Annotated in this window: 10 protein-coding genes; 7 read left to right on the top strand and 3 right to left on the bottom strand. The window is 39.6% G+C overall.

Translation table 11 applies throughout. The annotated features are described in order from the left end of the window. Positions 1 to 76: 76 nt before the first annotated feature. Entirely contained in the window at positions 77 to 1603 is a 1527-nt protein-coding gene (gene dgt / locus EAE92_RS13435) for a dGTPase (protein WP_214068443.1), read from the top strand. Here dgt and EAE92_RS13430 read toward each other — a convergent pair. Beyond that, positions 1587 to 3938: an ATP-binding protein gene (locus EAE92_RS13430; RefSeq protein WP_214068442.1), complete on the bottom strand. Its 2352-nt coding sequence runs from the start codon at positions 3936 to 3938 to the stop codon at positions 1587 to 1589. The genes dgt and EAE92_RS13430 overlap by 17 nt on opposite strands. Before the next feature lie 53 nt (positions 3939 to 3991). On the opposite strand from EAE92_RS13430, the gene rlmD reads away from it, so the two are divergent. The 6 genes from rlmD (at position 3992) to EAE92_RS13400 (ending at position 11009) form a co-directional block, all read left to right on the top strand. Then, positions 3992 to 5308, top strand: coding sequence for a 23S rRNA (uracil(1939)-C(5))-methyltransferase RlmD (gene rlmD / locus EAE92_RS13425; protein WP_214068441.1), 1317 nt, complete (start codon positions 3992 to 3994; stop codon positions 5306 to 5308). A 41-nt stretch (positions 5309 to 5349) separates the two neighbouring features. Then, entirely contained in the window at positions 5350 to 7581 is a 2232-nt protein-coding gene (relA, locus tag EAE92_RS13420; protein WP_214068440.1) for a GTP diphosphokinase, read from the top strand. Positions 7582 to 7735: 154 nt separating this feature from the next. Then, positions 7736 to 8515, top strand: a complete 780-nt coding sequence (mazG, locus tag EAE92_RS13415) for a nucleoside triphosphate pyrophosphohydrolase (RefSeq protein ID WP_214068439.1) — start codon at positions 7736 to 7738, stop codon at positions 8513 to 8515. 160 nt (positions 8516 to 8675) lie between these two features. Next, the gene (locus tag EAE92_RS13410; protein WP_214068438.1) at positions 8676 to 8924 is read left to right on the top strand and encodes a hypothetical protein; all 249 of its coding nucleotides are present in this window, start codon (positions 8676 to 8678) and stop codon (positions 8922 to 8924) included. Between the two features lie 3 nt (positions 8925 to 8927). After that, complete coding sequence (locus EAE92_RS25405) at positions 8928 to 9224, top strand: TauD/TfdA family dioxygenase (RefSeq protein WP_422616058.1); 297 nt, start codon at positions 8928 to 8930, stop codon at positions 9222 to 9224. Positions 9225 to 10379: 1155 nt separating this feature from the next. After that, positions 10380 to 11009: an AAA family ATPase gene (locus EAE92_RS13400; RefSeq protein ID WP_214068436.1), complete on the top strand. Its 630-nt coding sequence runs from the start codon at positions 10380 to 10382 to the stop codon at positions 11007 to 11009. A gap of 64 nt (positions 11010 to 11073) precedes the next feature. On the opposite strand, the gene EAE92_RS13395 is transcribed toward EAE92_RS13400, so the two are convergent. After that, a complete protein-coding gene (locus EAE92_RS13395) occupies positions 11074 to 11796 on the bottom strand; it encodes an Imm52 family immunity protein (RefSeq protein WP_214068435.1) in 723 nt (240 codons plus the stop codon). A 60-nt stretch (positions 11797 to 11856) separates the two neighbouring features. After that, complete coding sequence (locus EAE92_RS13390) at positions 11857 to 12579, bottom strand: Imm52 family immunity protein (protein ID WP_214068434.1); 723 nt, start codon at positions 12577 to 12579, stop codon at positions 11857 to 11859. Positions 12580 to 12807 lie beyond the last annotated feature (228 nt).

Below are 12807 nucleotides of genomic sequence, written 5' to 3'. Positions count from 1 at the left end.
TGAGTTTAACATTGAATTCGGAACAATCAGATAATCTGTGATGTAAAACAGTGCTATCTCACAAGTCGGGGGATAAATGTCCGGGATAGACTTTAGTCAGAAGCTTAACTATCAGCGTAAATACCGTCAGTATCATATTGATCCTAATGATGAAGAACAGGTTATTCGCCAGTTTGAAAGCGATCGTGGGCGGATTATGAATTCAGCGGCTATTCGCCGTTTACAGCAGAAAACACAGGTTTTTCCGCTGGAAAATAATGCCGCTGTCCGCAGTCGCTTGACGCATTCATTAGAAGTGCAACAGGTTGGACGCCATATTTCAAAAACGATTATTAATGAATTGAGAACGCGTAATTTGCTGGCCGATTACGGGCTGGACAAACGGCTATTATCATTTGAAAGTTTGATTGAAATGGCTTGTTTAATGCACGATATTGGTAATCCGCCATTTGGTCATTTTGGTGAAGCGGCAATTAAAGATTGGTTTGCCAGAAAACTCGACCTTAATTTTTCCCTGGAAAATATTAAGCGGGAAGATCAATGTGAAATATCCGCATTGCGTTTGTGTGGCGATGTGAAAAAAGATCGCTTTCGTCGCCAGTTGCGTAAAGATCTGTGTCAGTTTGAAGGGAATGCTCAAGCTATCCGAATGGTGCATAGCTTATTAAAACTCAATCTGACTTATGCCCAAGTTGGCTGTATTCTAAAATATACTTGTCCTGCTTTTCGTCTTGAAGAAACACCAAATCAATTTAATTACTTGATGAAAAAACCGGGTTTTTATTGGTCGGAAGCGCATTTTGTGCGCGAATTACGCCGTGAGCTTAAAATGGGTGAATTTTGTCGCTTCCCACTGACTTATATTATGGAAGCCGCAGATGATATCTCTTATTGCATTGCTGATTTGGATGATGCTGTTGAAAAAGCGATTTTCAACGTCGATACCCTGATGGGATATTTGGAACAGGAGTGGCAAGAAAATGGCGGTCATCGGACCGGGGATCTATTCGACGTAACGGTCAGAAAGGCGTACAAGGGAATTCACGGTAATGAATTACGTCGAAGTCAGCAGGACCAATTTTTTATGTATCTGCGGGTTTATATTACCGGCAAACTTGTGCCTTACACTGCTCGTCGTTTTATTGATCATCTGCCGGCTGTTTTTGAGGGTTCATTTAATCAAGCGCTACTTGAAGATAAGAGCGAGGAGCATCGGTTGCTTAGAACATTGAAAAACATTGCTTGTAAGAGAGTGTTTAATCATCCAGAGATTGAAAAATTAGAGTTGCAGGGATACCGAATCATCAATGGGTTATTGGATTTTTATTATCCGTTATTGAAAATGCCCCGTCAGCATTTTATGGAACTGAACCAAAACAATTTCCACAAAGATTATTTCATGGAAACCCGGCTGCTACACAAACTTTCCACTAAGCATCGTCTCGCTTATGGTGAAGCTGTGGAGAAAATTGTTGCCACTGATCAAGCTGAAAAAGAGCTGATGGAGTTCTATTATCGCGCTCGTCTTATTCAGGATTACATCAGTGGCATGACAGATAATTATGCTTATGAAGAGTATCGCAAATTTATTGTGTGCAATTGATGTTCTCGCCGCTACTCAATATTTTTTTAGCGGCGGTAAGGACATGATCAATTTCATCTGCTAGTTCCAACAATTCGGGTTCTATATCTGTTAATTGAACGCCTTGTTGTAATTGTTGTTCAATTAATTGGCAGAGGGCTTTAAGTTGCGGCACGCCGCTATAACAGCAGCTACCGTGTAGTTTATGGATCTGCTGCTGATAATCTTCCACCGTTTCCCCTGATAAAACTTTTTCTGTGATTGTTTTAATCGTTGGTAGTAAATCTACCAACATTTGCAGCATGTCCATAGCTAGCTGTTCTTTTCCAATTGCCTGTTGTAACGCTAATGACCAGTTAATATGTTGTGATTTTGGCATTTTGACGTAGCGATTTAACATCGATCTCAGGCGATCTTCATCAAGAGGTTTGGTCAGGAAATCCTCAAATGGCGATTGATCTGTATCGCTCTTTGGTCGGCAAGTATAGGCTGTAACCGCAATGATCGGCGTACTGCGGTGTTGCGGTAGCTGGTGGATGCGGTCGGAAGCACAGATGCCATCCATACCTGGCATATGAATATCCATCAGAATAACATCAAAATGGTGAGCGGTTACTGACTGCAAAGCTTCTTCTCCACTGCTACATAGCACGGTTTTTTCCACGATTTCTTCCAGTAATGAGCCTATTAGTTTGAGGTTAGCTGGATTATCGTCAACGGCCATGACGGTCATCGGTAAACGTGGGGGATGGATAAGCGTCTTTTGTGGCACAACCGAGCCGGTTAGAATGAAATCGTTTTTTCCTAGCCATAAATCAAAACGGAAAACAGAACCTTTTTTCGGCTCACTGGTAAAACTGATATTTCCGCCCATTTCTTGGATCAGTTTCCGTGTAATAACCAGACCGAGGCCGGTGCCGCCATAACGGCGGGAAATGCTGGCATTTGCTTGATGAAAAGCCTGAAATAGATGAGGTTGCTGTTCAGGGCTGATACCAATACCTGTATCGCTGACCGTAATCTCTAAATTAATTTTATGGTGCTTCTGTTGTAGCAGATTGATATTTATCTCCACAGAACCTTGGTCAGTGAATTTAATCGCGTTACCGATGATATTGGTGAATATTTGCTGGAGGCGTGTAGGGTCGCCTACGACCAGATTCGGTATTTGGGGATCAACATGGTGAGTTAGCTGAATATTCTTACTTTTGGCGCTGAGTGTCAGTAACACCATAACTTCATCAATCGTATCTTGTAGCAGGAATGGAATGTTTTCCAATACCAATTTATCCGCTTCAAGCCGTGAAAAATCCAGTATATCATTGATAATGTTCAGTAGATGATTAGCGGAACGCTCGATAATATACAGATATTCAGTTTGCTGTATTGTTAAAGGTGTTTTCAATGCTTGGCGGGTGAAGCCAATGACGCCATTAAGTGGTGTGCGTAATTCATGAGACATGTTTGCCAGAAATTCCGTTTTTATTCTGGCTGCTTCTTGAGCGCGTTTTTTCGCTATTGCCAGCTCAACATTCTGAATTTCGAATTGCTCCATTGTTGCCCGAAGATCTGACGTTGCCTGATAAATATCGTTTTGCATCTCTTCTTTATAGCTGGAAAGCGATTTGGCCATTGCGTTAATGCCATTTTTCAGTGTATCCAATTCACCAAAATATTTCCCATTGACACGGCTATTTAATTGTCCTTGGCGAATTCTATCGACAGTACTGACGATATCGCTGATAGGCTTGGTGATCTTACGAACCAAATGGTAGGCGAACAGCGATGCCCAACCGAGGCAGATGAGTAATAGTAATATAAAAATAACGATTTCTTTATATTGCTGTAAGTGAGCGGACCGTAAATCGAGATCAATAGCGATATAACCAATCGGATGTAAAGATGGGGCGTCGGCATGTTGCTGATTCTGGGACAAATAGTGTTCTGAAATAATGGGTATGCGTAAAATAATACTATTTTTAACCTCCGTTTTTGTCAGGGTGGTTGGCAGCGGCATATCTGGCGAGATCTGTAGTTGAGCTGCATTGTATTTATAGTTTGATATATCAAATAGCTGATTATCATCATTAAAAATGGCAATCGCCCGAACTATCTCAGAATTTCTGCGATGAAGCCGGGTTATCAATGAGTTGACACGTTCACGGTTGTGCAGGTTTATGCCAATTTCACTGGCGATGGAAAGGGGTTCAATAATACTGATCCCAGATCGAACAATTTGATTTTTCAGTTCACGATAGTGATAACAGAGGAATGAGATACTGAAAAACATGCCAACCAGTAAAATGGGAACCAGGATCAGGCTCATCATGCGGGTGCGTAAGCTATATTTGGTCATAATCGTCCATTGTGGGAAAATAAGAACTTAATAATTCATAGTCCGTAAGAATCATGGTGCAATTTTATTCCCCCAATCGCCGAACAGTAAATCGACATATCATCACAGTTACTGCTGATAATCTGGATGCCCAAGGGCAGGGCGTAGCTCGCCATCAGGGTAAAACTATTTTTGTCGCCGGATTATTGCCCGGTGAACAAGCACAGGTACAACTAACGGAAGAGAAGCGCCAGTTTGCAAAAGCAAAGTTGGTTAAGCGTCTATCTGACAGTCCATATCGGGTAAATCCCCGTTGCCCGCATTTTGGAGTATGTGGCGGTTGTCAGCAACAACATGTTGCGCTTGATTTACAACGTGAGAGTAAAGCCAGCGTCCTCGAACATCTGATTAGACGGGAAACTGGTGTAACAGTTTCCGCCAAGCCGGTGATTCTCGGTCCCGAATATGGTTATCGGCGTCGGGCAAGGCTTGGCTTACATTATCAAGTAAAGCAGCGCCAACTGGTGATGGGATTTCGTCAAAATCAATCCAATGAATTAGTGGCTATAAAAGAGTGCCCTGTTTTGCGACCTGAATTGGAACAGTTATTGCTGCCATTATCTCAGTGTCTGAATAACTTGAAAGCGGTTAAACGGTTGGGGCATGTGGAACTAGTGCTCGCAGATAATGGTCCATTGATCATATTGCGCCATCTTGATCCCTTGAAACAGGAAGATAAAGAGAAACTATGCACATTTTCCGTGCAACATAACGTTGCTGTCTATCTGGCGGCGGATGAAGCCTCACTTGAATCCCTGAATCAACCGCCGGAACCTTGGTATCAAGTAGGCGGCCTGAAACTAGTTTTCAGTCCAAGAGATTTTATTCAGGTTAATGATCAGGTGAACCAACAAATGGTTGCTCAGGCGATAGAGTGGCTCGATTTACAACCGAATGACAGGGTGCTCGATCTGTTCTGTGGAATGGGAAATTTTACCTTACCTATTGGTCGCGTAGTGCAATCTGTGGTCGGAGTCGAAGGGGTTGCCACGCTGGTGGCTAATGGGCAATATAATGCCAGATTAAATAATTTGGATAACATATCTTTCTGCCATGAGAACCTGGAAACCGACATACATCAGCAACCTTGGGCGAAACTGGGGTTTAACAAGGTTTTATTAGATCCGGCGCGTGCTGGTGCGGCAGGAGTCATGTCACACATTGTTGCATTAGCCCCGGAAAAAGTGGTCTACGTCTCTTGTAATCCAACAACATTGGCGCGGGACAGTAAGATTCTGCTTGAGGCTGGCTATCAAATTATCAGTGTGCGGATGCTGGACATGTTTCCGCATACAGGCCATCTGGAGTCAATGGCGCTATTTAGTCGTTAGGTCGTGGTTGGATAGAAGCTATGAAGTAATCGGGAGAGATTATGGTTGCGGTAAGAAGTGCTCATTTAACCCCTGCGGGAGAGTTTGCAGTAAACAGGTGGATCGCTAGTTTAAATGTAGCGAATCTTCAATTGGGTGAGAAATTAGCCAAAACCTGGCGTTATTGTCACGAAAAAGCGCAAAATCATCCTGATGCGGAACTTCTATTATGGCGTGGCGTAGAGATGGTTGAGATCCTATCTATGCTGAGTATGGATAGCGACAGCATGTGTGCTGCGCTACTATTCCCGTTGGTGGAGGCTAAATTACTTGACGATCAAACCGTCACCGAGGCGTTTGGCAGTGTGATTACCAATCTGGTGAAAGGCGTTATGGAAATGGACGCTATTCGCCAGTTAAAAGCCACTCATCACGATTCAATCTGCTCTGTACAGGTTGATAATGTTCGCCGGATGCTACTGGCAATGGTGGAAGATTTTCGTTGCGTCATTATCAAATTGGCAGAGCGGATTGCCCATTTGCGGGAAGTTAAAGAGGCGACTGAAGATGAGCGCGTACTGGCTGCGAAAGAGTGTTCCAACATTTATGCGCCGCTCGCTAACCGACTAGGCATTGGTCAACTTAAATGGGAGCTTGAGGATTACTGCTTCCGTTATCTTCATCCTGATGAATATAAAAAAATTGCGAAATTACTGCATGAGCGCCGAATTGATCGTGAGCAGTATATTGATCACTTTGTCAATACATTACGCAAGTATACGCTCAAGGAGGGCGTCACTACTGAGATATACGGGCGTCCTAAACATATCTACAGCATTTGGCGCAAAATGCAGAAAAAATCACTGGCATTTGATGAGCTGTTTGATGTTCGGGCTGTGCGGATTGTGGTTGAACGCTTGCAGGATTGTTACGCGGCATTGGGGATAGTACATACTCACTATCGTCATTTGCCGGATGAATTTGATGATTATGTTGCTAACCCGAAGCCGAATGGTTATCAATCCATTCATACCGTAGTGCTTGGCCCGGGTGGTAAGACATTGGAAATTCAGATCCGTACCCGTCAGATGCATGAAGATGCGGAATTGGGAATAGCCGCCCACTGGAAATATAAAGAGGGAGCAATGGCGGGCAGTCGTGCCGGATATGAAGGACGCATTGCATGGCTGCGTAAACTGATCGCATGGCAGGAAGAGATGGCTGATTCTGGTGAGATGCTGGACGAGGTTCGCAGCCAGGTGTTTGATGATCGGGTATATGTATTTACACCAAAAGGCGATGTTATTGATCTCCCTACCGGTTCTACGCCGCTGGATTTTGCCTACCATATTCACAGCGATGTGGGGCATCGTTGTATTGGAGCGAAAATCAGTGGTCGCATTGTGCCATTCAGCTATCAATTACAAATGGGCGATCAGATTGAAATCATCACACAGAAACATCCGAACCCAAGTCGTGATTGGTTAAATCCAAACTTGGGATATGTCACCACCAGCCGCGGTCGGGCGAAAATCCATAACTGGTTCCGCAAACAGGATCGGGATAAAAACATTATCGCAGGTCGTCAGATGCTGGATAACGAATTGGAACACTTGGATATCAGCCTAAAAGAGGCGGAAAAGCTGCTCATTGCCCGTTATAACGTCCATACACTTGATGAAGTACTGGCGGGAATTGGGGTTGGTGATATCCGCATTAACCAATTGGTCAATTTCTTACAAAGCAAACTCAAGAAAACCACCGCAGAGGATGCAGATCGGGAAGCGCTTCGCAATTTAGAGAGTAAATCACACCCACAGCGTAGTTCTGCTAAAGATGACGGGCGGATTGTGGTAGAAGGTGTGGGTAATTTGATGCATCACATTGCCCGTTGTTGCCAGCCAATTCCCGGCGATGAGATTGTCGGCTTTATCACGCGTGGTCGGGGAATCTCTATCCATTGGGTTGATTGTGAACAGTTGGCGGAGTTGCAGGCGAATGCGCCGGAAAGGGTGGTGGATGCGGTTTGGGGAGAGAGCTATTCCAGTGGTTACTCACTGATTGTGCGTGTTGTTGCGAACGATCGCAGCGGATTATTGCGTGATATCACCACGATCTTGGCGAATGAGAAAGTGAACGTGCTTGGGGTGAGTAGCCGCAGTGATATAAAACAGCAGATTGCAACCATCGATATGAATATTGAGATTTATAACCTGCAAGTACTGGGGCGGATCTTGGCGAAAATCAATCAGTTACCGGATGTTATTGAAGCCAAACGTCTTCATGGCAACTGACCGCAGGAAAATTTGGATAAAAAATGAAATCATTTGCTATATACCCTATGGATTTCAAGCTGCATCGCGACGGCAAGGGAGCGAATCCCCGGGAGCATAGCGAACTATGTGACCGGGGTGAGCGAGTGCAGCCAACAAAGAGGCAACTTGAAAGATGACGGGTATAGAACGGTTACTGGGGATTATGGCGCAGTTGCGCCATCCTCAACAGGGATGCCCTTGGGATAAACAACAGACATTCAAAACCATCGCGCCTTATACATTAGAAGAGACTTATGAAGTCATTGATGCCATTGAGCGCGGTGATTTTTCTGATCTAAAAGAAGAATTGGGCGATCTGTTATTCCAGGTGGTGTTCTATGCTGAAATGGGCAAAGAGCAGCAGTTGTTTGATTTTGATGATATCTGCAATGCGATTAGCGATAAACTGGAGCGCCGCCATCCACATATTTTCGGTCAGCAGCAGGATATCAGCGGTGATGTGGCTATCAGTGGTTGGGAAAAAAGTAAGGCGCAGGAAAGAGCGCAAAAAGATCTACATTCGGTGCTTGATGACATTCCGGCAAGCCTGCCGGCATTGATGAAAGCTTATAAAATACAGAAACGTTGTGCTGCGGTTGGTTTTGACTGGGATACTTTGGGGCCGGTGCTGGACAAAGTTTATGAAGAGATCGACGAAGTGATGGATGAAGCTCATCAGGCGGTTGTTGATCAACAGCATCTGGAAGAAGAGATTGGCGATCTGTTATTTGCTGTTGTGAACTTATCTCGCCATCTCGGATACAAACCAGAAATTGCATTGCAAAAAGCATGCAATAAATTTGAGAGCCGATTTAGAGAAGTAGAAAAACTGATCCTGAACCAAGGCCAAACCTTAGAAGCGGCGACATTGGAAGAAATGGAACAAATGTGGCAACAGGTTAAGAAACAGTAACCGGAAATAATAGCCTGAAAGCTGGGATTTTTATTTTTCTGAGAGGGAAATTTGTGTTGAATAAATTTCCCTGAGTTCTGTTTGAGATAGTTCTAGATATTATAAATGAAGGTAAAATTAATATATCGAATATACTAAATATAAAAAATATAGAGATGTTATGATAGATAAGATATCAAAGCTAAATGATATTCATGTAACTATAAGTCAAGATAATTTTATTTTCTTTTCAGGAGGTTTTAATAATATTAATTTATTTAAAAATAAAGTCATTGAAAATGGGATGAAAATAAATACTTTCCCATTAGGTTATTCAAAGATCACAGATAATAGTATAAGATTATCTATTGGTGATAAATTAACGAATGATATTATTTTAAACCTTATCTTGGCGAACTTTTATTTTTAATAAATATGGAAAAAGTCTGGATTATTATTTAATGATGAATGTCTTTCTCGTTTTTACAATGATAAATTTTTTCAAAAAAGAATATTTTCAAGAATAGAAGATAGAGTTGGAATATCGTTTTCACCATTACTCAATAATTTTAAATGTACGGAAGAGGTTTACTCAATGCTTATGGATATCAATATATTTATACATCAAAAGGAAAATCAATACCGATTGCATTTAAGGGAAAGTCAATGTATTGTGTTTAGTAATTATCTGTATTTACATTCTAGGACGAAATTTCCGAAAGACTCATAAAGGACGTTGTTTAGATTTTGGTTTTAGGGGATTGTATGAATTTAATAATAGCTGATGCATTGGAGTATAGAGACAGAATAAAAAAATTTGCGTCCGGGAACAAAAATGTCATTATATTTCTTTGTTTCTTATTACTTCCGGCAAAAGCCAGTGGTGTAATTGAGTTCTTAATTATCTTGTCTTCGAATATTGTTACTCCAGAGAACTATATCAAATCGTTTTATTTCTCTTCCATATCCTTAATAATCTATGTGTTATTTTATTTGGTTAATATAAGGTTTTTTCCTACAGCGAGGAAAAATTCAATTGTTGTTTCTTTGGTAGATAAAAAAACATTGTTTCTTTGTAGTATCATTTTTTTCATTTATAGTGCTTTTCCGATGATTATTTTCTTTTCTTTAGGTTTTTTTTCTGGAAATGCTAATTCTTTATATTATTCTTCATCTATGTTGTTTTTGATTGTTTCTTTTGCTGTAATTGGATTTTGCTTGTTTGAGTTAAATTTATTATGTTTTATTTTGGTTGCTGCATTCTTTATTCTTTCTGCATCATTGAGAAATGGAGTATTGTATAATTTTATTTTTACATCGGCTATTTTATTAATAGCGTTTAGATTATATTTAAGCTCTGCATCATGTCACACAATTAATCAACATAAGAAATTATTCTCATCAGGATTTTTTTTATCACCTTATATTATAAACCTACGATACCATTTCCATAAAAATAAAACATCGTCATTTATTATGTTATTATCTGTTCTGATTTTATATATATTATGTGAAAGTGCGTTTTCTCAAATTCCAGCCAAGGCTGATTATATATCACTAACATATTTCAGTGTTGTTATCTATATGTGCATGTTATTGTTTTATAATCTCTCATATATTGAAATGAATCGATTTTCATATTTATTTAATTTTTTGTCTATGCAAAAATTTTTATTTTATAATTATTTGGTTTCTTTGTTTTTATTTTCTATTTTAATTTCTGCTTTTTGTTTTTTTGTGGTTAAATCATTTCCAGTTATTATGTTTATATCCTATATTTTTCTTTCAGTTATTCTCTCATTTATTTATTTATTGAGAACTCAGTATACGAAACTTATTATTCTCTGTGTTATTGTCTCTTTTACATGCTTTTTTGGGGTTATTTATGCTTGAAGTTATTGGACTGGAAGTTATTATTAATGATAAGATTATTTTTTCAGAAAGCAATTGTAATTTTTATGTTGGCTTGAACCGTATTGCGGGAATGAATGGGTCGGGTAAAACGACTTTTCTTTCAAGTATTGCGGGTATGAATAAGGTTAAAAAAGGAATGGTTAACTTTATAAAAAAGGAGAAAAAATATCGATTTAATTTACAGAAATATGGTTTTTATGTATCAGATAATGTTGATTTTTATAACTTTATTACTGGGATGGATGTGATAAAGCTATGCAAACGTTATAGGAAAAATAATCTAAGACATCAATTAGATTACTATTTAAATGGTTTTGGCATATCTAAATATTCTGGTATTGAATATGGGCAAATGTCACTTGGCACAAAAAAGAAATTCTTATTGACCTCAGCTTTTATTACGGATGCAGATGTTTATATTTTTGATGAGCCAACAAATGGCCTTGACTCAGATTCAATAACATTTTTAATAGAATTGATGATTTCTCTTGCAGAAGAGAAAATTGTTATTTTTAGCTCACATGATGATAGCTTTTTGCAGGGATTAAATTTCACTACCTATGAAATAAATGGTAATAAAATAATGCATCATAGGGAATAAAATATCCTGATTAGTAGTAATGTAGCGTTGCCTGAATGTAAAAACATAAAACAACGCATTGCCGTTAAACCTCAGTAATTAATGGCAGTAATCCCAAATTCAACAACTGAATTTCAATATCATTGGCTTTATCAATATCATCCTGATTTTCGCCGTCAAAAATGCCTTGTTTGGTGATAATTAATGTCCCCAATTGTTCTTTATCATTGGTAATAGGCAAGATTTCAGCTGCCATTGGTAACAATGAGGGATCTATAACGAAGGGTAAATAAATCATCCACCCAGCACTTAACCTGTCGGGAAATATCTGATTTTGCTTCAAGGTATAACCGTTAGTTTCTACCATAATGTAGGGAGCATTACGGCTGAGAACTAAAAAGGTAATAAAATCAATTAACCGTGAAAACTGAAACGCCTTTTCGTCAATATTGAGATCCATTCTTACCTTAATTTGTCCTAACCTGTCTCTACGATAGTTCTCATAAAATAGAGAACAGGCAAGATCATCATCTTCACCATCCCAAATACTTTTTCCCATAAAAGGAAAATTTTCTTTGTAATTTTTTTCGAATACCTGAACTGCTTTTTTCGTTGGATGCTGTCCTTCAAAAACAGGATGCTCTAATGCTTCCTTACGAGTGTGTCCAGTCAAAAACCAGGTTTTATGACGGCCAAAAAAGTGATCGATTTGCTGAGTAATTCGATACAAATCAACCAATACTATTTCGGGAGTTAAGGGTTCTTGCCGGTCAAAATACAACTCTATTTCTGGTGATAAAATAGCCATACATTACCTCGTACTATCCAAATAAAGGGGTGTGAAATACCGCCCTGATAAGGGCAGCGATTAAACCTCAGTAATTAATGGCAGTAATCCCAAATTCAACAACTGAATTTCAATATCATTGGCTTTATCAATATCGTCCTGATTTTCACCGTTAAAAATGCCTTTTTTGGTGATGATTAATGTGCCCAATTGCTCTTTATCATTGGCAATAGGCAAGATTTCATCTGCCATTGGTAACAATGAGGGGTCTATAACGAAGGGTAAATAAATCATCCAACCTGCACTTAACCTGTCGGGGAATACCTGATTTCGTTTCAAGGTATAGCCGTTAGTTTCCACCATAATGTAGGGAGCATTACGGCTGAGAACTAAAAAGGTAATAAAATCAATCAACCGTGAAAATTGAAACGCCTTTTCGTCAATATTGAGTCTTATTGTTATTTTAGTTTGCCCTAGTCTATCAATACGATAGTTCTCATAAAATAGGGAACAGGCAAGGTCATCAACTTCACCATCCCAGATTTGTTTTCCTATAAAAGGAAAATCTTCTTTGTAACTTTCTTCAAACACCTGAACCGCTTTTTCCGTCGGGTGGTCCCCTTCAAAAACAAGGTGTTCCAATGCTTCTTTACGAGTATGACCTGTTAAATACCAGTTTTTTTGACGCCCGAAGAGTTGGTCAATCTGTTGTGTTATCTTATACAAATCAGCCAGTGCCACTTGAGGAGTCAAAGATTCTTTCAGGTCAAAATACAACTTTATTTTTGTCGATAAAATAGCCATTTATTACCTCGCATTATCCAAATAAAGGGGTGTGAAATACCGCCCTGATAAGAGCAGCGATTAAACCTCAGTAATTAATGGTAGTAATCCCAAATTCAACAACTGAATTTCAATATCATTGGCTTTATCAATATCATCCTGATTTTCGCCGTCAAAAATGCCTTGTTTGGTGATAATTAATGTCCCCAATTGTTCTTTATCATTGGTAATAGGCAAGATTTCAGCGGG

It is taken from the genome of Photorhabdus hainanensis (assembly GCF_018448965.1).
Lineage (GTDB): Bacteria > Pseudomonadota > Gammaproteobacteria > Enterobacterales > Enterobacteriaceae > Photorhabdus > Photorhabdus akhurstii.
The sequence above is the reverse complement of the archived record's forward strand: the minus strand, read 5'-3'. Positions and strand labels throughout refer to the sequence as shown.

Coding starts and splice junctions, on each gene's coding strand:
- dgt (WP_214068443.1), top strand. CDS start 77: ATGTCCGGGATAGACTTTAGTCAGAAGCTTAACTATCAGCGTAAATAC.
- EAE92_RS13430 (WP_214068442.1), bottom strand. CDS start 3,938: ATGACCAAATATAGCTTACGCACCCGCATGATGAGCCTGATCCTGGTT.
- rlmD (WP_214068441.1), top strand. CDS start 3,992: ATGGTGCAATTTTATTCCCCCAATCGCCGAACAGTAAATCGACATATC.
- relA (WP_214068440.1), top strand. CDS start 5,350: ATGGTTGCGGTAAGAAGTGCTCATTTAACCCCTGCGGGAGAGTTTGCA.
- mazG (WP_214068439.1), top strand. CDS start 7,736: ATGACGGGTATAGAACGGTTACTGGGGATTATGGCGCAGTTGCGCCAT.
- EAE92_RS13410 (WP_214068438.1), top strand. CDS start 8,676: ATGATAGATAAGATATCAAAGCTAAATGATATTCATGTAACTATAAGT.
- EAE92_RS13400 (WP_214068436.1), top strand. CDS start 10,380: ATGCTTGAAGTTATTGGACTGGAAGTTATTATTAATGATAAGATTATT.
- EAE92_RS13395 (WP_214068435.1), bottom strand. CDS start 11,796: ATGGCTATTTTATCACCAGAAATAGAGTTGTATTTTGACCGGCAAGAA.
- EAE92_RS13390 (WP_214068434.1), bottom strand. CDS start 12,579: ATGGCTATTTTATCGACAAAAATAAAGTTGTATTTTGACCTGAAAGAA.